Source organism: Myxococcus virescens (assembly GCF_900101905.1).
Classification (GTDB): Bacteria; Myxococcota; Myxococcia; order Myxococcales; family Myxococcaceae; genus Myxococcus; species Myxococcus virescens.
On the sequence record NZ_FNAJ01000002.1, the window covers coordinates 1 to 21,830 of the forward strand.

Here is a 21,830-nt window from a genome sequence, read left to right on the forward strand (position 1 = left end):
TCGTCGCTCCTCGTGAACGCGAGGAGCGTGGGTTGAAACTCGTGGTTGGTGACGTGCTTGAGCAGGAAGGTGGTCGCTCCTCATGAAACGCGAGGACTCTCTCTTCAACTGGTCCGAAAACCGGGGGTAGACCAACCGGCAGGTGACGACGTCCGAATCCGCCGTGGACGGCCGGCGCACGCGTCAGACGTTGGGCAGCGAAACGCCGCCCGACACCCTCCGCTTCATGAATCCGGTGGCTGCCGCTTACGGCATCGAACTTTGAGCCCGAGGACCCCGGGTGCCCCAGGGCTGGAGGAACACCTCCGTCTCCTCCAGGATTCGCGGCAGTGACGCGGTGAGTTCGTGGCCGTCGTCCACCTCCACCAGCCGGACGTGGCGCTTGCCCTCCGCCCACTGGCGCGAGTTCTGGACGTCACAGGTGTCATCCTGACGGCCGTGGATGATGAGCGTCGGGACGCGCACGTCGGGCCAGCCACCGGTGCGGGCGTCCACTGCCTCCGCGTCGGCGATGAATCCCGAATGGATGCGCGCCTTCTGCTGCGTCACGAAGTCGTCCGTCTCAATCCAGCCCGACGTCTGCCAATGCCGCCACGCCGCGTCTCCCATTCTCCGGCGCAGCTGCGGGACGACGCGGAAGGCGGGCGCCAGCAGCACCAGCGCACACACGCGGGCGTCCTGCTCCGCCACTCGGGCCGCCGTGAGGCCTCCCAGGCTGGAGCCGATGAGCACCACCCGCTCCTCGGGCCCGCCCATCGCGGCCAGCACCGTGTCCAGCATGACGCTCAGGCGCAGCTGCTCCAGGGAGGGGACGCGGAGGTTCAACCGCTCCACCGGAATGCCCTGGTCCGCGTAGTGCCTCGCCACGGCCACGCCCTTCTTCGAATCCGGACCCGAGGCGAAGCCGTGCAGGTACAGCCAGCGAGGACCCACGGCGGAAGGCGATGTCGTCGAAGTGCTCATGACAAGCCACTCTAACGGGCGCGCGGGGCCGTGGCTTCAGATGCGCAACACCGGCCCGGCAATCACCGACTGCATGAGCTTGGCGCACTGGTTGAGCGCGTTGGACGTCAGCTTCACGTCACAGAACTGGAAGCCCGTGGAGACGGACACGCCCCAGCGGTCGCTGAACCAGCCGTCCACGCCCACCCGGAAGGCCATGCTCGTGGTGTCGATGTTCTGCCGCAGCCAGGTGCCCACGTCGTCCGGCGTGAAGGTGCTCCCCCAGCTCTTCGACAGCCGCGCGCCCACCCACGGCGTGATGGGCTTGTCCTGGAAGAAGCGCAGCCGCGCCTCGATGCCCACCGCCCGGTAGTCGAGCTGCGAGCGCTCCAACTGCCCCGGTCGCATCGCATCCGGGAACTGCTGGCCCCACGTCTCGGAGATTTCCGCCAGCAGGCCCACCGACAATCCAGGTGGGGTCTCCAGGCCCAGGTATCCGTGCAGCGCCGGGCCCTTCGCGCGGAAGTTGCTCAAATGGTCCAGGGTGATGCCGGCGCCCAGCGATGCATAGCCATTCCAGCCTGCCGCCACCGCGTCCGTTCCCACACACAGCACGCCCACCACCGCCACCCACATCGACTGCTTTCTCATGCGTTGCAGTCTATGCCTGGAGGTCGCCGTGGGGGACTCCGAGTGCCGCCGCGTGTCATGAAATCATGCAGCCGTGCGTGCCTCGATGTGGCCATGCGCATCCCTGCGGACAGTCCAACTACTGCCGCCCTGTCGGAGGGAGGGGTGGGGCGGGGACCTGCATGCGCTTCCGGAGGGCAAGTCCGAAAGCTAGGGTGGTGTTCCATGTCCAGCTCCTTCGAAGCCGCCGCCTCCGCCGTCCGTGACGCACTCTCCAGTGCGGGCCGGGGCCTGGTCGAACGCGAGGCGATGGTGGAGCTCGTCGCGCTCTCCGCCGTGGCGGGGGAGCACCTGCTCGTCATCGGTCCGCCGGGCACCGCGAAGAGCGAGGCGGTGCGGCGCACCGCACGTGTCCTGGGCGGCTCGTACTTCGAGTACCTCCTGGGTCGCTTCACCGAGCCCTCCGAGCTCTTCGGCCCCGTGGACCTCCGCAAGCTGCGCGAGGGCATCGTCGAAACGGAGACCCAGGGCATGCTTCCCGAGGCCGAGGTCGCCTTCCTCGATGAGGTGTTCCTCGGCTCCACCGCCATCCTGAATACGCTGCTGGGCCTCCTCAATGAGCGCACCTTCCGGCGCGGCCACACCCGCATGCGCTGCCCCCTGCGCGTCTGCGTGGGCGCCTCCAATGCCTTGCCGGAAGACGAGTCGCTGGCCGCCTTCGCGGACCGGTTCCTCGCACGCATCTTCGTCGAGCCCGTGCCAGACCCGCGGCTGGAGGAGCTGCTCGCGGGCGGCGCTTCACTGTGGGGGGACGCGGACGCGCATGTCACCTCGCTGGAGTCCCTGGACGTGGTCGCCCAGGCCGCGCGTGAGGCGGACCTCTCCGGGGTGCGCCCGCATCTGGCGCATGCGCTGCGCACGTTGCGCGCCGCGGGCGTGGCCTTGTCCGACCGCCGCGCGGTGAAGGTCCAGAAGCTCATCGCCGCCGCCGCGGCGCTCGCGGGCCGGCGCACACCTGGGACCGCGGACCTGTGGCCGCTCGTGTATGCCGTGCCGACGAAGGAGGCCCAGGCGCTCGCTCGGGACGTGCTGCGGGACGTGCTCGCCGGGACGGAGAACCCGGCCCTGCCGGCGGCGGCGTTGGAGGCCAGCGCGGGCCCTCTGGCGCGGGCACGGCGCATCGCTTCCGCGGGGCAGGCGCTGCTGGCGGAGCGGCCCGTGGATGGCAATGGCGAAGCGCTCGCCGCGTGGCGGCTCAAACTGGAGGGCGTGGCGCGAGAGATGGACGCGGGCTTCGCTCCCGAGTCGCTTCCCGATGACTTGAAGGTGCTTCGCGCGGAGGTGACAGGGGTGCTCGCCTCCGGCGCTTCAGGGCTCGAGTCATCCGAAACGGAGGTGGCGGTGTGAGGGCGCAGGGTTCCCGCGCTGGCTCCGCCGCTGCCTGGATGCAGGCCCACGCGCCTGGAGGCTCCGCGCACTGGTTTCCGGAGGCGCCGCCTCGGGGCCGGGGTGCGGTGGCTGACGTGCCGTGAGCGCAACGGGAAGAGACTCGCGGACGGGGGACGCGCTGGAGACGCGCGGCGAAGACGCCGCTCGCCTGCCGGTGCGGTGGCGTTCGCGCGCCGAGCCGCTGGAGCCGCTCGCCGTGGCAGGCGAAGGCCCCGTGGCGGTGGCGCTCGCGCGCCGGGTGCTCGCCGAAGACGATGCACGCCTTGCCAGTTGGGAAGGCGTCGCGGGGCGGGGACTCCTGGTGCTCCTCGGGGCCTCGGCGTCGCTGCCATGGGTCGACGGCGCCGTGTACCTGGGACGGGATGCCGCGGCGCCCTCGCTGTTGCTTCCCTGTGCGTTGGCGCCAGACGTGGCGGCTTCGCTGCTGGAGCGTGCGTTCGTGGCGCATGCGCATGGCACGGGAGCGAGGTTGGCGGTGCTGCCCGCGTCCATGTGTCTCGTCCGCATGGACGCCGCGCGGCCCGTGTCGCGTGTCACGCTTCAGGCCTGGCTGGACACGGGGTCGCCGGGGGACACGCCGTGAGCACGTTGCCCCATGCGTTACGCCCCTGGGCGTCGATCCTCGCGAAGTTCCCGCTGGAGGTGGCGCTGAACCTGGGCCCGCTGGTTGCCCGGTTGTCCGCGGCGCTGGGGCCGCTGCGGGCGCCCTCGGAGAGGGAGGGCGGCGAGCCTCAAGGGTATGACGGCCTGTCGCGAAGAGGCTCCTTCGACCGGCTGCTGGTGAGTGAATGGCTGTGGGCCCTGGAGGCACCCGACGAACTGGTGCGCCGTGCCGCCTTCGGAGAGCTGTCCTATCTCAAGCCCTCGTTCCGCCAGCCTCAGCGCGCGCATCGCACGGTGATGTTGCTCGATGCGGGACCCGACCAGCTTGGCGCTCCGCGCATCGCGCACCTCGCGTTGCTCATCGTCATGGCGCGCAGGGCGGAGGCCGCGGGCGCCACGTTCGCATGGGGCGTGCTTCAGGCAGACCCGCGGCGTGGCTGGTTCACGGAGGTGACGCCCGCCACGCTGGGCGCCTGGTTGAAAGCGCGTGACATTGCGTCGCCCTCGGCTGAGCGGCTCTCGGCCTGGCGCGAGGCACTCGCGCTCGACGCGCGGACGGCGGACGCCTGGCTCGTGGGGGCCTCCCGCCTGTCCCGGCTCGTGGGGGTGGAGACGCTCTCGCGCATCGACGTCTCCGAAGTCCTGGCGCCCGAGGTGCGCCAGCTCGCGGTGGAGGTGCATCCCGCCGCGCGCGCGCCGCGCTCCGTGTTGCTCGACCTGCCGTCTCCGGATGACAGCGTGCGTCTGTTGAGAGACCCGTTCCGCGCGCGCGTCGCCGCGCCCGTGAAGACAGTCCAGCACTCGCGGGTGTCGGGGTTTGCCTTCTCCGCGGATGGCCGCCGGCTGATGCTCTTCTATGAAGGGGGCGGCGTCGGCGCCATGGCGCTGCCCAACTCTCCTCGCGCCACCCTCGCGCGGCCCCAGCGGATGATGCCTCGGAGTGATGAGACCTTCCTGGGCGCGGGCTGGCGGCGTCAGGGGGGCCTGCTCGTGCTGACGCGGAAGCAGGGCGCCTATGCCTTCCGGGGGCAACTGCAACATCAATTCAGGCCCCATGGGCCCAGTGCGTTCCCCTGGACACTGCGCGATACGCAGGCGCATCCACCCATTCCTGCTCGAGGACAGCCCCCCGGCCGGCTGACGACCTATCTCGATGCACTCAATCGGGAGTGCGTGCTCCTGTCCGGCCTGGACGACACGCTCTATTTCTTCGAGGAGGACGATGCCTCCCGCCGCGTGGTCTCCGCCCAGGTGGCTCAGCGGGTCATCGCCGCCGCTCACGTGAAGGGTTCCAGCATCGTCGTGACGCGCGACGAAGATGAGAGGGTTGCGAGTTGCATGCGGCTGGGCATCGTGAGTGCGAAGGAAGTGCGCCAGATTCGCCTGCAGGACTCGAGGGGCGACACCCTCTGGTTCGGTGCCTCGCACCACTCGGGGCATCCGGAGGCTGGGTTGCTCGCGGTGAACAAAATCCCAGGCATGTGGTGTTTGCACCATCGGGACTCGGTGCGATTCGTGACGCTGCGCTCGGGATTGCGAGCCGTGGGCGTCGGGGTCTGTCCGCAGGCGAAAGGAGAGGCCGGACTGTTGGCGCTCGACCCGGACCAGCGAACCTTCTGGAACGTGGGGCTCCAGCACCAGTTCAGGCTGGCGGTGGCCGCCGCTGACGTGGTCCACGCGGAGGCCAGCCATGCGGTGCCTGTGCTCGGGTGGCTGACGACGGAAGGTGAGCTGGTGCTGTACCACCTGGAGCACGAAGTGGTGCTGTGCCGTCTCCATCCGGGAGGCGGGGGATGAGCACGGCACGCGCGGGGCTCCGGCCCCGGCAGCAGGTGCACCGGGGCACGGTTCGGGCCTCGGCGTTCTGGCTCGACCCGGCCCTGCTCGGTGAGGCGGAGGCTCGCCGCCGGATTCTGGCGGTGTGGACGCCCGGCATGTCCGTTCACGCCGTGGCGGGTGGATATCTTGTGGAGATGTCCGCGCCACGCGCGGTGGTGTGCGAAGCCGCGCCGGGGCTGCCGCTCACTCGGGAGCACGGCGTCCTCTCCTCGGCGCCCTTGTCTCCAGCGGAGCGTCGGCACCCGAGTCTCCATGAAGGCGCGGTGTTGCTGGTGCTCAGGGGACGGTCCCTGGTGTTCTCCGCCGGTGTGATGCCGCGGGTGGATATGTCCATATGGCTCGACGTGTCCGCGTGGAGCATCCGAGCCCCGGAGACGCTGGGCGCGCCGCCGCCCCCCGTGCCCGTGCTGGAGCCTGTGCCGCCGCCGTCGCGCGAACGCTTCGGTCCCGGCGTGCCCGAGCCATCACCTGAAGCACAGGAAATGCTCGCGCGCATGGAGGGCCGCCGCGCTCCCGTCGCCGCTGGGGCGCGCCGCCCGGGATGGTGGGCGTGGCTGCGCGAGAGGTTCTCCCGTCAGGGCGCGTCGGTGCGCGGAGGCGGCGAGTCCGAGCGTGGCCGGCCAGGGTGGATGGCGCGGCCTGGGGCCGCGTTCTTGGGAACAGGGGCTCGCGGAGCGCGACAGGGCCCGAGTCCCTGGAGCAGGCTGTCCGACTGGATGATGCGCAACACCTTGCTCGGCGGGTGGGCGCGGCAGCGGAAGGCGGAGTACGTGCGCCGCCTCTTCGACATGTTCGAGGAGGGCAACCTCTATGAGGCACTGCGGCACGCCATTCCACTGGGCAAGGCGCTGAGCGAGAACGCACGCGAGGCCTTGGGGCTGCCAGGGCCTCGTGCGCAACTCACCGTCCAGACGGAGGCGCGGGGAGCGGCGGGGTCCGTGTTCGCGGGAGGACCTGACCTCTACTCCGCGCTCCAGCAGCGCTACCGCGAGGCCTTCCGTCGCTTCGAGCGTGAGGGACGCATCGACGAAGCCGCGTTCGTCCTCGCGGAGCTGCTGGGCGCCGTCGAGGAAGCCGTGTCCTTCCTGGAGCGGCATGGCCGCTTCAAGCTGGCGGCGGAGCTGGCCGAGGGGCGCAAGCTGGCTCCAGGGCTCGTGGTGCGTCAGTGGTTCCTGGCTCAGGACGTCGCGCGCGCCATCGCCATCGCCCGGCGCAGTGGGGCCTTCGGGGACGCGGTGGCGCGGCTGGAGCGTTCGAATCCACCGGAGGCCCTTGCGCTCCGCCTGCTGTGGGCGGAGACGCTCGCCGAGGCCGGCGACTACGCGCGCGCCGTTCAGGTGGTGTGGCCGGTGGCGAAGAATCGAGCCCCGGCGCGCGAATGGCTGGAGCGGGGCGTGGCGAGTGGTGGCGCGACGGGCGCTCGGCTGCTGGCGATGTGGGCCACGGCGTTCGCGGACGGGCTGACGGTGGCGGGTGCGCGGGTGCGCGAGTTGCTCGACGACGACGCGCCGGAGCGCGCGTCCGAGCGCTTCGTCTTTGGACTGGCGCTCGTGGAAGAGCCTCCTTCCGCCAACCGCACCGCGTTGGTGGTGCCCACGCTGCGCGCGTTGCTTCGGGACCGGGCGGCGGGCAATGCCCGCTCCACCTCGGACCTGAGCCTCATCAAGCGCTTGTTGGGCGCCGCGCCCGACGGCACCTTGCGCACGGACCTGCCGTCGCTGGCCGACAGTATCCACCCCGCGTGGCGCGATACCCATGCACGGCCGCGCATCGACGTCACGGTGCGGGCCTCTGAAGCGGGGACCTTCACGCTTCATGACGTGGTGATGCTGCCAGACGGCCGGCTGTTGTACGCCCTGGGGGAGGCGGGGGCGCGGCTGGTTCGCGCGGACGGCCGGACGGTGGCGCACTTCGACGTGCCGGCCTTCCACCTGGTGCCTTCCATCCATGGGGACCGCGTCCTGGCACTCGCGCGGCGGGACGATGTGTGGCGCCTGTCCCGGCTGGACCTGGTCGCACGCAGGTGCAGCCCCTGGGTTGATATGTCATTGACGGACTGGTCCCACAGCTACGACGGCAATGTCTGGTTCGTGTCCTCTGAAAACATGGTGATGATGGTGGATGCGCTCGCCGCTGACTGCCGAGCGCTCTGGCGAGTCCCGGAACTTGCCAGCCGGGCGTTTTCCATTGCGGCGGATGCCACACACATGAGTTTCATCGTCGGAACACAGGAGCGGTGGACGTATACTCTCGCGGACGGGCCCACATTGCGCGACCGGTCGGAGCTGCCTCCAGCGGCGTCGGACCTGAACGTGGTGAGCTGGTGTCTGTCCGTGGTCCCGGACGGTGAGGCTGCTGTCCTGCGCATGGAGGATCCCCCTGACCCCGAGGATGTGGCACGCGGATGGAATAATCTGAGGAGCTCGCTGGCTTGGGTGCAGCCCGTGTCACTTCGCAATCGGGTTCGGACGGAGCGCGACCACGAGGCGCTCAAGGGCATCTTTCTCTCGCGGGAATGGTGTTTGGAATTGATGGATTTGGGGCCGGATTGGCAGCTTCAGTTGACGGACAGGCGCGGGTTTTCCCGCGCCGTGTTGACGTTCGAAGGGAATGTCCGTCCGAGGGTGCGGCTCACGGACAGCATCTTGCTGGCATTCGACGAGGGTGGCCGGGGCGTGTGGCTGGATTTGGAGTGCGGTGAGGTCCGGCACTTGCCGGTGCCTTGAGCCGTCAGGCGCCGTGGAGCAGGTTCGGTGACAGGGTGACGTCTCTGACGGTGAGCCGTCGCTGTTCGTCATCCACTTCCAACTCCACCTGCACGCCGTCCACCGTCACCAGGAGCGAGGGGGGCGTCCCGGGGAGCGCCATCAACCAGGTGGAGGCCAGGGGGAGCTCCGTCCCCGTCAGCTCCGCGGCGCGCAGCAGGTGCAGGCGCACCGCGTGGCTCAGGGCGCCTGGCAGGGTGCGCAGCGGGAGGGACACGTCCTCGGGCATGTGCAGTGCGTAGGGCTCGGCGGAGTCCCTCGCGGGAAGCTGAGGGAGCCCGCGAAGCTGGGCGCGCAGGGCCCCGTCCACGGCTTCGGGCGCGTGCGGCTTGCGCAGGTAGCCCACCACGCCGTCCAGCGGGGGCTCCTGGCCGCTCAGGCCGCCGGAGAACATCAGCACGCCCAGATGGCGCAGACGCGCGTTGGTCCGGAGCTGTCCGTAGAGTTCCCACCCATCCATTCGTGGCAGCAGCAGGTCCAGGAGGATGAGATCAGGGTGGCTCGCCCGGGGCCGCGTGCACAGCCAGTCCAGGGCTTCCTGGCCATCTGCGGCGTGGGAGACCTTCACCCCTTCCGCGTGAGCAACCACGGTCAGCCGCTCGCGCCAGGCGAGGTCATCCTCGACGAGAAGCAGGTGCTGGAGCGGCCGGGACATGGTGGAAGAAGAGGCGAGGGGGCTCGGATACCCCGGACCCGAGCGACGCGCCAGGGGCCAGCGCACTTCGCGTCCGATGCTCGACACCCTTGGGCTCCGGTGCTTCCCAGGGGCATGTAGGATGTGCTGGTACCTACCTGTTCAGTCTTCAGCGTGGATTCTAGCCAAAGAGGTTGGATGGCATCGCAGCTTGGCGCTACGACACCCCATCCGTGTTTCGCGTTCAGATTCGATTCCATAACGGGTGCCGGAAGATGAAACAGGTTTTCAGCCTCGAAACGCCCAGGTCCGATCGGTTGCTTGAGTTGAAGCGTGGACGCCTCCTTGCCCTGTGCCTGCTGTTGCCCGCATGTTCGCTCTTCCAGCGTCCGTATCGCCCTCCGCACGCGTCTGCTGAGGAAGCGGCGCGGGTGGAGTTTCCGCTCGACCTTCCGGCGGAGACGCGGACGACGCTCACAGGAGCGCAGGTGACGGCCATGCAGCTTGCGCTCGACGACTTCCTGCCCCTGGACGTGAAGCCCCACGACGGCGCGACCGACGTGGAGCACTGTCTCTACCGGCGTGAATCGTACGAAGTGATTGCATCCCCGGGCCCCGAAGGCGTGACATTCGTCCGTGTGACATTGCGCCCGGATGTCTGTGAAAAGCAGAACATCATCATGGACATGGAAGCGACCTACGCCATCGATGTCGAAGGGCGGCGTATCCTCGCGCGGCAGCGGTAATCTCGGCCCGGGCGGCGTCTTCACCGTCTTGGGTGTCTGGCACTCCACAGCGAAGTGAGGGGTGGTCCCCTCATGGGGCTGGAAGCCGACGTCAAATATGCACTTCAGGTACAGCTTGTCGTCATCGCCACGGCTCGTCAGTGTGAAACGACCATGGCCCTTCGACTTCAGCTCGCTCCCCGGGCACTCCGGACCCTGGCAGGATGTTCGACTCCGGTGCGAGAGAAGCTCCAATGTGAGCTGGGCGCTCTCGCCGCGGGCCTTCCGCTCGACGGGCCTTTGGTGTCGGACCAGGGTGGGTTGGTGGTGCTCGACTCGGGTTTTCGCGTCCGCTACCAGCTCGACCTGGGGCGCGGCTTGTTACGGCTGACACACGTGGCCGCGCCCTCCTTGCCGCGGCCCTGGCCCGACGTGCCACCCGTCGACCCATGAGCGGTGTGCACGTCACGCCTCGCGCGGGTCGTTCCGGGGCAGGCGGACGATGGCGCAGGTGCCGCCGCCCTCGCGGGCCGCTAGGTGGATGCTGCCGCCATGGCGGGTGATGATTTCACGGCTCAAATACAATCCCACGCCCAGGCCCTCCACGCGGCTGATGGTGGACAGCGTGCTGCCGCGCAGCGCCCGGCTGAAGAGCTCCTCGCCCCCGCGCGGCCCCAGGCCCACGCCCCGGTCCTTCACCTCCAGCAGCGCGTCACCGTCCTCCCGCCGGAGCACCACCTCCACCGGTCCGCCCTCCGGGCTGTAGCGGATGGCGTTGTCCACCAGGTTGTAGACGACCTGCTCCAGCCGGGGCTCGTCCCACCAACCGTCCACGCGCTCCAGGCTCAGCTCCAGTTGGTGTTGGGGCGCGGACGCCGCGCGCCGCTCCGACACCCGCCGCACCAGCGCGGACAGCTCCAGGGGGACCTGCGCCAGTGACAGCCGGCCGCTGGCCAGCTCGGACACATCCAGCAGTTGGTTGACCAGCCGCGCCAGCCGGTCCACCTGCCGGTCCATGAGGACCAGGTCCTGCTGGCGCACGGTGTCCGGACGCAGCCGCTGCAAGCGCAGCTTGAGGGTGGCCAGGGGCGTCTTCAGCTCATGGCTGGCGATGGAGAAGAAGGCCGCCTTGGCCTGGCTGACGCGCTCCACTTCCTCCAGGTGCCGCTGGAGCCGGGCCGCCATCTCGTCGAAGGCCAGGCCCAGCTTCTCCACCTCGATGGCGCCTGCGCGGTGGAGCGTTCCGAAGGCGCGCACGTCGCGTTCGCCCGCGGCCATGCGGCCGGCGGCCTGGGACACGGCTTCCACGGGCCTGGAGAGCATGCGCGTCAGCAGGCGGGTGATGGGAATGGCCAGCACCAGCGTCAGTGCCAGCGTGGCCAGCAGCGCGCTGTAGGTGCCGATGACGCTGAAGTCCATGTCGCGCATCGGATGCTCGACCAGGACGCGCCAACCCGGTTGGAACAGCGGCGCGGTGGCCAGGTGCCGCGCCTCCAGGGTCCGCCGCAGCGGGGGGGCCTGGGGCTCCGTGTCGTAGGTGCGGGTGCCCGTGGCGGGCAGCGTCGATAGCAGCTCCCCCAACGCGGTGCCCTTCAGGGACCGTGGCTCCGGCCCGGGCGTGGCGCCGGTGTCAAAGGCCACGTTGCCGTCCGGGTCCACCAGCAGCGCGCGCTGACCCGGAGCCAGACGCTCCTGCGCCACCGCTCGCATCCGAGGCAGGTTGATGGCCACCAACGTGAAGCCTTCGAAGCGCTGCTGCCGCAGCAACGGCGAGACGGCGACCATGACGGGACCCGTCACCGAGCCCCGGCCCGCGAACACGCCACTCACCACGGGCTCGCGCTTGCCGCGGACGTCCCGGAAGTAGGAGCGGTCGGCGAAGTTGGAGCCCGCCATCGGCTGGGCCTCCACGCCCAGCGGCGGCCAGATGGCCACCAGGTTGCCGTCGCTGTCCCCGATGCCGAAGTTGAGCGCGAACGCGGAGTGATACACCCAGTCGCGCAGCAGATTCTCCAACTGCGGCTGGGGTGGACGCTCCCCTTCGCGCTCCCACCAATTCATGACGAGGCTCGCCAGCAAGGCGGTCTGGGATTGGGCGGTGGACAGCTCCGCGTCCACCGTCTCCGCCAGCAGGTGGGCGGTGGAGAGGCCCTGGTCGTCCATGCGCCGCCGCTCGGCGGCATAGCGGGCCCGGCCCTCCAGTGTTCCCACCATCAGCAACGGCAGCACCAGCGCCAGCAGCAGCGCCGAGCCCACCGCCGACGACAAGGTGAAGGTGCGCAGCGTGGGCGTCAGCAGGGGCCACAGCCGCGCGCGCGCCATGGGCGTCATCAGCACCACCTGCGTCAGCAGCGCCGGCACCAGGCTGTTGAGCGCCTGCTTGAGGGCAATGGCGAGCGTGCTCGTCGCCGTGACGTCCACGCCCACGTGATTGCCGACGATGATGAGGTAGGGGATGCCTCCCAGCCAGAAGAGCCCGTCCGCCTGAAGGGGCCAGTAGCGCCGGGTCAGCGCGCCCAGGGCGACTCCTTCCATCATCGAGACCAGCATGCCCCAGGGGTGGCCCCACATCTGGACGGTGACGGACGTGGCGATGCCGGCCGCGAGCCCCGCACACCAGGGCCCCAGCAGCGGGGCCGCGGGGATGATGAGGAAGAAGCCCAGCAGGATGTCGATGCCTGGGACGAGCTCCACGGGAAATCGGTTGAGCGCATGGCCCAACAGCCCCACCACCAGCGCCCAGGCAAACCGTGCGCGCCCGCTCATGTCGAAGGGACCCTAACAGCGCCGCCCCTGGCGACCTCCAGCGCTCTTTTCAAGGAGTGTCCGTGACACGCACTCCGGACGTGCGAGGTGGCTGCATGCTTTCGGACATTTCCGCTGCCGGGCACTCGGAGCGCTTTGCTGTTGTCGTCGGCCGCGCTGACGCCTACATCCACGAGATTGTGCCCATCCTCCTGGCCGAGTTCCTTCTACAGCAGCGGGAATCCATCATGTCCGCGTGGGAGGTGGAGGTGCGCCGCATCCCTGCGGCGCAGGCGCTGCCAAGGCTCGCGCTGCGAGATGGGTTGCCCCGGCTGCTGGAGGTCGTCGCCTCGCTGATGCAGCGCAGCTCGCCCGGCGGCGTGGGGGATGGCCTGGGGGATATTCCGGACCGGCATGCCATCGAGCGGCTGGGGGAAGGCTTCGACCTGCGGCAGGTGGTGACGGAGTACCGGCTGCTGCGCGCGTGCGTGCTGCGCCTGTGGACGTCCCGGGAGAACGCCACCCACCGCCCGGAGGCGGAGCTCGTCTTCCATGAGGCCATGGATGAGGCGGTGGCGGCCTCCGTCAGTCGCTACTCGCTGGCGCGCGAGCGCACGTTGCAGGCGCTGGACCGCATCAGCACCGCGGCCCTGGGCAGCGCCGACGCCGCGGAGCTGTTGCCGGCCCTCCTCCAGGTCCTGCGGGAGACCGTGGCCGTGGTGGACGTGGCGGCCGTCCTGCTGCTGGAAGAGGGCGTCCTGCGGGTGGAGAGCGTGGTGGGCACGGGGATGGCCGTGGGGGACGTGGTGCGCATGGGGGAGGGCTTCACGGGCACCATCGCGGCCACGCGAAAGCCGCTGCTGGTGCGCGCGGCGCGCACCGACAGCCGGGTGAGCGAGCCGTCCTTGCGCGATGCGGACCTGTCCGCGTTGTTCGGTGTGCCGTTGCTCTTGGGAGGGCAGCTGATGGGCGTGGTGCTGATGGGCAGCCGCGCCACCCATGAACTGTCGGAAGAGGACCAGTTCCTCTTCCGGGCCATGGCGGCGCGCACCACCGCGCTGCTGTTGCAGGCCCAGGCGCATGCCCGCGAGCGCGAGGCGCGCGCCGTGGCGGAGGCGTCCCTGGAGCGCCTCCGGGAGAGTGAAGCGGGCCTGCGGCGGTGGGCGCAGGTCTTCAAGCGGCTGGGCGTGGGCGTGGCGGTGGTGGACGCGACCGAGGAGCGGCTGCGCGAGGTGAACCCCGCCTTCGCTCGCATGCATGGCTACTCGCCGGAGGAGCTGACGGGACGGCGGCTGGAGGACACCTATGCGCCGGAAGCGCGCGGCGTGTTGCCTCGGCACGTCGCGGCGGCGAACTCCAAGCCGTCGCACGAATATGAATCCCTGCACATGCGAAAGGATGGCACCCGCTTCCCCGCCTTCACGCACGTCACGGCTTTCAAGGATGAGTCCGGCCGCGTGGAGCAGCGGGTGGCCACCGTGGTGGACATCACCCAGCGCCGCGCCATGGAGATGGACCGGCAGCGGCTGCTGGGCGCCATCGAGGCCGAGCGCGCGCGGCTGGCGTCGGTGCTGGACCAGATGCCTGCGGGCGTGTTCATCGCGGACGCACCGTCCGGCCGGTTGGTGATGGCCAGCCGGCAGGTGGAGGTCATCACCGGCAGGCCCTTCCATCCCTCCACGTCGATGCAGGACTACATGGCGGACAATGGCGTCTCGCTGCACCCGGACGGGCGGCCCTACGCCGTGGAGGAACTGCCGCTGACGCGCAGCCTGCGCCACGGCGAGGTGGTGCAGGGCGAGGAGATGCTCATCCCCCGCGAGGATGGTCAGAACATCGCCGTGCTGCTCTCCAGCGCGCCCATCCTGGACCGGGAGGGCACCATCGTCGCGGCGGTGGCCACCATGGTGGATGTCTCCGAACGGCGGCGCGCCCAGGAGGCCTCGTTGCAGGCGGCCCGCTTCGGCGAGCGGCTCATCGCCATTGTCAGCCATGACCTGCGCAACCCGCTCAATGCCATTCAGCTGTCCGCGACGCAGTTGTTGCACAGCGAGGCGCTTCCGGAGCGCGAGCGCCGGCTGGTGACGCGCATCGCCCGCTCCGGCGACCGGATGAAGCGCATGATTTCAGAGCTGCTCGACTTCACGCGCGGGCGGTTGGGCGGCGGCATTCCCATCCAACGCACGGCCGGTGATTTGCGGGCCGTGGTCCGGCTGGGGGTGGATGAGTTGGAGGCGGCCTGGCCCGAGCGCAAGCTGGCGTTCCGGGTGGAGCCGGGCCGCTACGAAGGGGAGTGGGACGGGGACCGGCTGCTCCAGGTGGTCAGCAACCTGGGGGGCAACGCGCTCCAATACAGCCCCGCGGACGCGCCCGTGTCCTTCAAGTTGTATGACGATGGCGACTTCGTGGTGCTGGAAGTCCAGAACCCCGGCGAGCCCATCTCCCCGGAGATGCTCCCCCGGCTCTTCGACCCGTTCCGGCGCGGCGCCATGGCGGGCGGCGGCGGAGGGAGCAGCGGTGGGCTGGGGCTGGGGCTCTACATCGTCGAGCAGGTGGTGAAGGGCCACGGCGGACGTATCGAGGTGACCTCCACCGCCCAGGCGGGCACCACCGTCCGGGTGACGCTGCCCCGCCAGCCGATGGAATGACGCGCTCAACTGGGGCTCACCACCCGCTCCAGGGTGGCGCGCAACTCGAATAAATCCACGGGCTTGGGCACCGTGGCCCGGATGCCCTCCGGCAGGGGTTGGGAGCTTCCCGCCCCGGAGACCACCACCACCGGCAGGGTGCTCAGCCGCGCGTCCTCGCGCACGTGGCGCATCAGCTCCCAGCCACTCATCACCGGCATCATCAGGTCCAGGAGGACGGCAGCCGGCAGGGGCGGGCGGCTCAGGCGCTCCCAGGCGGACAGCCCGTTGCCCGCCGTCTCCACGGTGAATCCCTCCAGGGTGAGGAACTCCTCCAACAGCTCCCGGCTGTCGGCGTGGTCTTCCACGAGGAGGACGAGGTTGGGCGTGGACATGAGGCCGTAGCCTTGTACTGAAGTCCAATGTCCGCCAGGGCCCCAGGGCGATGCGTCCGCCCGTGGACGTCTCGGATGTCCACCGCGACACGATGCGGGGGTTGGCCGTGATGTCTGTTTTTCCGTGGATGTGTCTGGGTTGACTCATGGGGCCGTGGATACATGGCGCCTGTCTTGGGGGTGTGTATGCATCGTCGATAATGACACCCAGGGGTGTCAGGCATGAATCGCCTCCTGTCTGGATTATCAAGAGTCGAGGTGAGGTGTCGTCCATTACCCCGGTGGGAGCGCGGACTTCATACAGGCTGGTGAAAATAATTGCTTCTGCGTACACTGGGAGTCCGTGGTATCCGGGGAAATGAATCGACATAAAAGCGTTGCCTCGTTGAGAGGCATTTCCCCCCTGCAGAGCAGGCGTGCTCCCGGCATGCCAGGAACCAGACATGACACGGAATCATGGCGTCTCGACGTTGACGGCGTTGTTTCTTCTGGCGGGCTGTGAGGGCACGCTCCCCGAGCAGAGCCCGGCAAACATCGACATGGAGGTCCAGCGTCAGGAGGCGAAGGAGACCGGGCTGGACCTGAGCGTGGTGGACCTGTCCGCCTCGTGCGCGGCGACGGCGCTGACGCTCTCCGCGGCCATCAAGAACGAGCGGCCCACGGGCATCGGGAACTCCACCGCGGCGGTGTACGCGGGGACGCCGGGCGCTGGCGGCGTGCGGCTGGGCACCATCAGCGTCCCCTGGCTGGTGGGGGGTGAGCGCTTCCCCTTCTCGCTGTCGTACACGGTGCCGGAGGGCACCACGAAGGTGGTGGTCGTCGCGGACGAGGACGGCACCTATCCGGAGGACGACGAGGACAACAACTTCGCCTCCATCGATTTCGAGATGCCCTGTGCCACCAACCAGCAGCCGGTGGCCAGCTGCCAGAGCGTCACCGTCCCCGCGGACGCGGCCTGTCAGGGCAGCGCCAGCATCGACAACGGCTCGTTCGATCCAGACGGCTTCCCGGGGCCGTTCTCCGTGGAGCAATCGCCCGCGGGCCCCTATGGGCTGGGCACCACGAGCGCGCAGCTCCGGGTCTCCGACGGCGCGGCCACCAGCACGTGCTCGGCGAACGTGACCGTCGTGGACGTCAGCGCCCCCACGCCGGGCGCCAACCGCGGCCTGGTCATCCAGCCGGTCCTGGGGTCCGACTACGTGCTGGTGCCCCTGTCTGACTGCGCGATGCCGGCCGTCGACAACTGCGGCGGCGAGCTCGACCTGGATGCGTCGGCCCGCATCATCCGCGTGACCTCCGACGAGTCCAACGACGCGCTGTCCCTGCTCCGGCTGCTGGCGTGTGACGACATCAAGCTGACCCCGGACCGCAAGTCCGCGATGGTTCGCGCCGAGGCGGCCCTGCTGGGCAACGGCCGGGTCTACAACTTCACGTACTCCGTGCAGGACGCGTCCGGCAACAGCGCCATCGGCACCTGCAACGTGAAGGTTCCCGCGCTGCTGGCCAACCCCGCCATCGATTCGGGCGTCGTGTACTGCCAGGGCGACAACTGCCCCTCCGGTTCGCGCTTCCCCGGGCTGCTCTGCTCGCTGCTGTAGTCGAAGCGCCGCCCCGTCCCTTTGAAGTGGGGCGGGGCCTTTCCTCCGCCGGGGCCCGGAGCACTGGGCCGCCGGCGTTGTTGCGCGTCAGCGCCAGGACAGCGCGTACTCCGTGTCGAGCAGGCCCAGCTCGCGCCCCTGCACCCCGATGTCGCGCGCGCCCACGGCTTCCAGGACGGCGTGCAGGACACCCTCGTGGTACGCGGTGGGCATGAAGTCCCGCTTCATGACGAAGCGGCCGCTGCGAGGCCCCGTCCACACCATGCTCCGCTCGCCGTAGCTCACCGCCGCGAGGAACCCGGTGGGGAGCTGTCCGAGCAGCAGCCGGGGCTCGTCATAGGCGAGCATCAGCAGGGTGCGGCCCGCGACGGACTCCAGGAAGTCATGCGCGGCCTTCTGGCCCATGACGCGATGAGCGGCGGCCAGCCCCCCGCAATGTTCGGAGAGCAAGCCGGCGGCCTGGAAGGCCAGCGGCAGGAATTGGGTGATGGGGTAGCTGAAGAAGTCGATGTAGCGCTTCTCCGGCAGGGACTGGCGGCAGAGCTGCTCCATGGCGGAGCCGCCCACGCGCCGCACCGTCTCCAGGACCCCCCGGAAGAACATGCCGCGCGCGGTGTCCTCGGGGGTGGCGAGCGCGCAGCGCTGACGCAGCTCGCGCAAGGCATCCGGCTCCAGGGGCTGCGGCGGCGCGGGGTCTCGCACCAGGCGCGAGGTCAATCTCAATTCCATTGCGGGGGGACTCCAGAAGAAAGGGGGCGCCGTCAGGCCGAAGCCAGACGTGCTGTGCTCCAAGGTGGATGCTGGCCCCCACATGGGCGGCGAATGTCTTGGCCGCCGCCCATGCCCAAACTCACGCGTCCGGCCGCGGGCCTCCGGTCCAGGAGGCTGCACAGACAGGTCGCGGAAGTGTTGCCGTAATGATGCACATTGCATGGAGTGGTTTCGCGAGGCAACCCTGGTCAGCGAATTTTGGTGGAGGGATTGGCCGCTCCCTCAATGACAGACATGGCGAGTAGGGCCGGACGGACCCGGTGCCGGACGGGCCACGCGGGCTGACGCCTGGACGCCTGTCTGGTGCGTGGCGGCGCACCGGCGGGAGAACGTGTGGTGCCGGGTACGACACTTTCCGATGCGGGTGCGGGGCAGGAGACTACCCTCCATATCGGTATTTCGCCTGAGGACGTACCGGGTTATAAGTCGCGGGAAAACTCGTGACCGAGCGCGACCTGTTCCCGGGCAGGGCGTGAGCTTGGCCCGTACTCACAAGGTTGACGCAGTGAAGACCCACCTTGAAGGTCCTGCTCCTCCCCGCCAGCGGCCCCGGTCCCAGCCTCGGAGCCCGGCGGATCGCGCCCGGAAGTCGCGCGAGCAACTGGAGAGCCGTCTGGCGGAGAGCGTTGGCGAGGCGGCGCGAGGCGCGCGGCTGCTTGCGGGGCTCACCCAGGCGGAGGTCGCGGGGCGTGTGGGGATCGCCGCGGAAGTCTATGGGCGCATGGAGCGGGGGAAGATGATGCCCAGCGTGCCGACCCTGTTCCGGCTGTGCCTGGCCCTGCGGTTGTCGGCGGACGTCGGGCTGGGGCTCGCCACGGCGGCCAGTGTCGGCGCCGCGCTCTGGGAGGGGGACCCTGGGCACAGGGACCAGTTGCCGGAGATGCGGAGGGTGCTCCGAACGCTGCGGCGCATGTCGCGCAGCCAGCTCAACCTGATGAATCAGGTCGCGGCGGCCATCCTGCCGGAGCGGTGAGGGCCGGGCTCCGGACGGTGAGGCCTCGACCGTCCGGAGGTGGCCGCTTCCCAGGCGTGGAGGGCGCTGACGGTGGGCGTGCCGTCCAGCAGCGGCCGGGGCTCCGCGCACGTTGGGGAACCGAAGGCTGTGATTGTCATTGCGCCGAGAGAAGGGTTGGCAATGCGCCGCGCCCAGGGCTGACGCGGCCCGCGCGGGTCCACCCCGAGGCGCTTGTCACTCCGCCGTCTCCCTGGCCTCATGGGGGACAGGGCGCGCAGTGCCCCGCTTGGTGAGGGAATGACCCGCGGACTTGGGTGGTGGACCGTCAGGCCAGCAGCGCGAACGGCGGTTGCCGTGGTGGCCCTGTTCATGCTCGGGACTCGGGCACACGCACAGGACGCGGGGACGCCGGAGGACGGGGGCGCCGCCTGGGCCGAGCGGGAGCTGCAACGCACCGACGCGGGCTGGGCCGTGGAGACGGAGGCGCCCTTGTCGGAGGACGCGGGCGTGCCCGAGCCCGCGTTCACTCCGCCCGCGATGGTGCAGGACTCGCCCGCTCCCTATCCGCCGGGGCTGGCGTCCGACGGCGTCGCGGGGGTGGTGAAGCTGGAGTTGCTCATCGACGACGCGGGCGAGGTGGAGTCCGCCACGTTGATGGAAGGGCTGCATCCCTTGTTGGACCGGGCGGCGCTGCACGCGGCGCCGTCGCTGCGCTTCGCCCCCGCCACCCTGGACGGCCTGCCGGTGGCCGTGCGCATCTTCTTCGAGTACCGCTTCGAGGCGCCCGCGCCGGCCATGTCCGAGGGGGCCACGCCCGCGGCGCCCATCACCCTGAAGGGCCTGGTGCGCGCCAAGGGCAACCGCCGGCCACTGGTAGGGGCCACGCTGGTGTCGGACGCGCATCCGGACGCGCCAGTGCAGGCGGACGTGGACGGGCGCTTCGAGGCGCGCTGGCCCGCGGGCGTGCATGCGGTGCGTATCACCGCCCCTGGCCACAAGCCCGGCGTCTTCCGCGAGGGCCTGAAGGCGAACGAGGCGCTGGAGGTGGTGTACGGGCTGGAGCCGCTCATCATCAACCCGTACGAGACGGTGGTGCGGGGAGACCGCGAGCGCACGGAGGTGAGCCGCGTCACCCTGCATGACGCGGAGCTGCGCGAGGTGCCTGGCACCATGGGGGACCCCTTCCGCGTCGTCATGCTGCTGCCCGGCGTGGGCAGCATGGTGTCCGGCGTGGCCTACCCGGTGGTGCGCGGCAGCCAGCCCGCGGCCACGGGCTACTTCCTGGATGGCATCCGCGTCCCCATCCTCTTCCACCTGTTCCTGGGCCCGGCCGTCATCCACCCGGACTTCATCGACGCCATCGACTTCTATCCAGGCTCGCCGCCGCCCCGGTATGGGCGGTTGATGGGGGGCGCCATCGACGGGCGTCTCAGCCGCCCGCGGGATGACGGCGTCCACGGCAGCGCCTACGCGGACCTCATCAACGCGGGCTTCTTCATCGAGACGCCGTTCAAGGACACCGGCACCAACGTCAGCCTGGCCGGCCGGTATTCCTATACGCCCTGGCTCATCGCCCTGGCGGCGAATCAGCTCCAGTCGCCGCCCCCTCCCGGGCGGGAGAACCCCAAGGTGGTGCTCGACTTCTGGGATTATCAGGGCCGGGTGGAACAGCGACTGGGCGAGGGCACGCTGCGCCTGTTTGCCTTTGGCTCCTCGGACACCTTCGGTTCGGAGGCCCAGGACGCATGGGGCGACACCGCGATGCAATCCATCATCTTCCACCGGGTGGACCTGCGGCACCGGCACCCCGTGGGGCCCGGTGAGCTGGAGGTGGGCGGGACGTGGGGGCTGGACCGCTTCGCCATCGTCAGCCGCAGTCCTCCCGGCGAGGCCACCGAAGTCCATATCGACCAGGGGCACTGGTCCGCGCGCCTGGGCTACAGCGCGACGCTGTCACCCAGCGCCACGCTGCGTGCCGGGGCGGACGTGGAGCACAAGCGCGCCATCGTCGAGCTGCTCCAGCAGGACGGCGGCTCCGACGCGGACGTCGAGGTGGCGCCCGTGGCGCTGGGGACCTTCATGGGCGCGTGGACGGAGCTGGTGTGGCAGCCCCACGAGAAGTGGGCGGTGGTGCCCGGCCTGCGCGTGGACAACTACCACCTGTCGCCGGGGATTGATCGTCGCGCGCTGGAGCCGCGTCTCACCGTGCGCCACAAGGTGTCGGAGGCGCTCACGCTCAAGGGCGGGGCGGGCCTCTTCCATCAGCCGCCGACCACGCTCATCAGCCTGCCCGTGGTGGACGTGGGAAGCCTGCTGCTGGGGCTCCAGCAAGGCGTGCAGCTCTCCGTCGGCGCGGAATGGAAGGCGTGGCGCGGTCTGGAAGTGGGGCTGGACGTCTATCTCAACCCCATGCTGCGGACCCTCGAGCTGACGCCCTTCGCCGACGAAGGCATGGTGGACGACGACACGCCGGACACCGGCACTCCTCCTCCAGCGGGCTTGCGCCGCGGCATGCAGTTGGGGGACGGCGGCGGCATCCCCGACCGCTCGGACTTCGACTTCCCGGACTTCCGCGGCAGTGGCATGGCCTACGGCATGGAGTTCCTGCTGCGCCACCCGCTGGGCGACAACTGGTTCGGCTGGCTGTCGTATTCGCTCCAGCGCAGCACGCGCCGCACGCGCTTCCACCGCTACGACGCGGAGGGCCACCGGGTGGGCGAGGCGGAGGCGGACCTGCCCTTCGCCTTCGACCAGACGCACATCCTCAACCTGGTGCTCAGCTACAAGTTCGCCAACAACGTCACGCTGGGCGGGGTGCTGCACTTCAATACCGGGCGCCCTGAATACGGCACCCTGGGCACACAGACGCACCGCCCTGGCGAAGACGCCTCCGGCCGGCCCGCCTGGGTCAAGGCAGACCGAGATCGCGTGGACCGGCTGCCGGCCTTCCTCCGGTTCGACGTGCGGCTGTCCAAGTCGTGGGTCTACGACACCTTCAGCCTGGAGGCGTATCTGGACATGCTCAACGTCACGCTCCGTCGGGAGACGTTGGGCTTCGAGTACGAGGGCGGCAACGGCTTCCCGCTGCGCAAGGACGCGGTGGGGCTTCCCATCGCCCTACCCATCCTGGGCGTGAAGGGTCGTTACTGAGC

16 protein-coding genes are annotated in these 21,830 nt (G+C 69.8%); 10 read left to right on the top strand and 6 right to left on the bottom strand.

Features of this window, described 5'->3' with window-relative positions:
* Positions 1 to 246: 246 nt before the first annotated feature.
* Entirely contained in the window at positions 247 to 963 is a 717-nt protein-coding gene (locus BLU09_RS06425) for a YqiA/YcfP family alpha/beta fold hydrolase (RefSeq protein WP_090487097.1), read from the bottom strand.
* A gap of 36 nt (positions 964 to 999) precedes the next feature.
* The gene (locus tag BLU09_RS06430; protein WP_090487099.1) at positions 1,000 to 1,593 is read right to left on the bottom strand and encodes a hypothetical protein; all 594 of its coding nucleotides are present in this window, start codon (positions 1,591 to 1,593) and stop codon (positions 1,000 to 1,002) included.
* A 3-nt stretch (positions 1,594 to 1,596) separates the two neighbouring features.
* On the opposite strand from BLU09_RS06430, the gene BLU09_RS06435 reads away from it, so the two are divergent.
* The 4 genes from BLU09_RS06435 to BLU09_RS06450 all read left to right on the top strand — a co-directional run bounded on the left by BLU09_RS06435 (position 1,597) and on the right by BLU09_RS06450 (position 8,189).
* Positions 1,597 to 2,979 (top strand): AAA family ATPase, encoded by a 1,383-nt coding sequence (locus tag BLU09_RS06435; protein ID WP_090487102.1) that lies wholly within the window; start codon positions 1,597 to 1,599, stop codon positions 2,977 to 2,979.
* Positions 2,980 to 3,100: 121 nt separating this feature from the next.
* Positions 3,101 to 3,604, top strand: coding sequence for a bpX5 domain-containing protein (locus tag BLU09_RS06440; RefSeq protein WP_090487105.1), 504 nt, complete (start codon positions 3,101 to 3,103; stop codon positions 3,602 to 3,604).
* Entirely contained in the window at positions 3,601 to 5,421 is a 1,821-nt protein-coding gene (locus BLU09_RS06445; RefSeq protein ID WP_090487108.1) for a hypothetical protein, read from the top strand. Before BLU09_RS06440 ends, BLU09_RS06445 begins: the two co-directional genes overlap by 4 nt.
* Positions 5,418 to 8,189, top strand: coding sequence for a bpX6 domain-containing protein (locus BLU09_RS06450; RefSeq protein WP_090487111.1), 2,772 nt, complete (start codon positions 5,418 to 5,420; stop codon positions 8,187 to 8,189). The genes BLU09_RS06445 and BLU09_RS06450 overlap by 4 nt, the downstream gene beginning before the upstream one ends.
* Before the next feature lie 4 nt (positions 8,190 to 8,193).
* Here the strand turns inward: BLU09_RS06450 and BLU09_RS06455 are convergent, their stop codons facing one another.
* Positions 8,194 to 8,970 carry a response regulator gene (locus BLU09_RS06455; RefSeq protein WP_244171475.1) on the bottom strand — a complete coding sequence of 259 codons (777 nt, stop codon included), beginning with the start codon at positions 8,968 to 8,970 and terminating at the stop codon, positions 8,194 to 8,196.
* A gap of 167 nt (positions 8,971 to 9,137) precedes the next feature.
* On the opposite strand from BLU09_RS06455, the gene BLU09_RS06460 reads away from it, so the two are divergent.
* Positions 9,138 to 9,608, top strand: a complete 471-nt coding sequence (locus BLU09_RS06460) for a hypothetical protein (protein WP_090487116.1) — start codon at positions 9,138 to 9,140, stop codon at positions 9,606 to 9,608.
* A 216-nt stretch (positions 9,609 to 9,824) separates the two neighbouring features.
* Positions 9,825 to 10,040 carry a hypothetical protein gene (locus BLU09_RS39275; RefSeq protein WP_244171476.1) on the top strand — a complete coding sequence of 72 codons (216 nt, stop codon included), beginning with the start codon at positions 9,825 to 9,827 and terminating at the stop codon, positions 10,038 to 10,040.
* 12 nt (positions 10,041 to 10,052) lie between these two features.
* Here BLU09_RS39275 and BLU09_RS06470 read toward each other — a convergent pair whose 3' ends face one another.
* Entirely contained in the window at positions 10,053 to 12,353 is a 2,301-nt protein-coding gene (locus BLU09_RS06470) for a sensor histidine kinase (protein WP_090487122.1), read from the bottom strand.
* A 227-nt stretch (positions 12,354 to 12,580) separates the two neighbouring features.
* On the opposite strand from BLU09_RS06470, the gene BLU09_RS06475 reads away from it, so the two are divergent.
* Complete coding sequence (locus BLU09_RS06475) at positions 12,581 to 14,980, top strand: PAS domain S-box protein (protein ID WP_186817913.1); 2,400 nt, start codon at positions 12,581 to 12,583, stop codon at positions 14,978 to 14,980.
* A 5-nt stretch (positions 14,981 to 14,985) separates the two neighbouring features.
* Here the strand turns inward: BLU09_RS06475 and BLU09_RS06480 are convergent, their stop codons facing one another.
* On the bottom strand, positions 14,986 to 15,354 hold the full coding sequence (locus BLU09_RS06480) for a response regulator (RefSeq protein WP_090487127.1): 369 nt from the start codon (positions 15,352 to 15,354) through the stop codon (positions 14,986 to 14,988).
* Positions 15,355 to 15,797: 443 nt separating this feature from the next.
* On the opposite strand from BLU09_RS06480, the gene BLU09_RS06485 reads away from it, so the two are divergent.
* The gene (locus tag BLU09_RS06485; protein WP_090487130.1) at positions 15,798 to 16,952 is read left to right on the top strand and encodes a CARDB domain-containing protein; all 1,155 of its coding nucleotides are present in this window, start codon (positions 15,798 to 15,800) and stop codon (positions 16,950 to 16,952) included.
* Between the two features lie 87 nt (positions 16,953 to 17,039).
* Here the strand turns inward: BLU09_RS06485 and BLU09_RS06490 are convergent, their stop codons facing one another.
* Complete coding sequence (locus tag BLU09_RS06490) at positions 17,040 to 17,681, bottom strand: DUF2378 family protein (RefSeq protein ID WP_090487133.1); 642 nt, start codon at positions 17,679 to 17,681, stop codon at positions 17,040 to 17,042.
* 547 nt (positions 17,682 to 18,228) lie between these two features.
* Between BLU09_RS06490 and BLU09_RS06495 the strand changes: the two genes are divergently transcribed.
* Both BLU09_RS06495 and BLU09_RS06500 read left to right on the top strand, forming a co-directional pair.
* Positions 18,229 to 18,696, top strand: a complete 468-nt coding sequence (locus BLU09_RS06495) for a helix-turn-helix domain-containing protein (protein ID WP_306440803.1) — start codon at positions 18,229 to 18,231, stop codon at positions 18,694 to 18,696.
* Between the two features lie 351 nt (positions 18,697 to 19,047).
* On the top strand, positions 19,048 to 21,828 hold the full coding sequence (locus BLU09_RS06500) for a TonB family protein (protein WP_186817912.1): 2,781 nt from the start codon (positions 19,048 to 19,050) through the stop codon (positions 21,826 to 21,828).
* Positions 21,829 to 21,830 lie beyond the last annotated feature (2 nt).

What these genes read in the sequence shown, in the direction of transcription:
- BLU09_RS06480 (WP_090487127.1), bottom strand. Translation starts at nt 15,354, where the DNA reads ATGTCCACGCCCAACCTCGTCCTCCTCGTGGAAGACCACGCCGACAGC.
- BLU09_RS06450 (WP_090487111.1), top strand. Translation starts at nt 5,418, where the DNA reads ATGAGCACGGCACGCGCGGGGCTCCGGCCCCGGCAGCAGGTGCACCGG.
- BLU09_RS06430 (WP_090487099.1), bottom strand. Translation starts at nt 1,593, where the DNA reads ATGAGAAAGCAGTCGATGTGGGTGGCGGTGGTGGGCGTGCTGTGTGTG.
- BLU09_RS06475 (WP_186817913.1), top strand. Translation starts at nt 12,581, where the DNA reads ATGTCCGCGTGGGAGGTGGAGGTGCGCCGCATCCCTGCGGCGCAGGCG.
- BLU09_RS06500 (WP_186817912.1), top strand. Translation starts at nt 19,048, where the DNA reads ATGCTCGGGACTCGGGCACACGCACAGGACGCGGGGACGCCGGAGGAC.
- BLU09_RS06425 (WP_090487097.1), bottom strand. Translation starts at nt 963, where the DNA reads ATGAGCACTTCGACGACATCGCCTTCCGCCGTGGGTCCTCGCTGGCTG.
- BLU09_RS06460 (WP_090487116.1), top strand. Translation starts at nt 9,138, where the DNA reads ATGAAACAGGTTTTCAGCCTCGAAACGCCCAGGTCCGATCGGTTGCTT.
- BLU09_RS06485 (WP_090487130.1), top strand. Translation starts at nt 15,798, where the DNA reads ATGACACGGAATCATGGCGTCTCGACGTTGACGGCGTTGTTTCTTCTG.
- BLU09_RS06490 (WP_090487133.1), bottom strand. Translation starts at nt 17,681, where the DNA reads ATGGAATTGAGATTGACCTCGCGCCTGGTGCGAGACCCCGCGCCGCCG.
- BLU09_RS06470 (WP_090487122.1), bottom strand. Translation starts at nt 12,353, where the DNA reads ATGAGCGGGCGCGCACGGTTTGCCTGGGCGCTGGTGGTGGGGCTGTTG.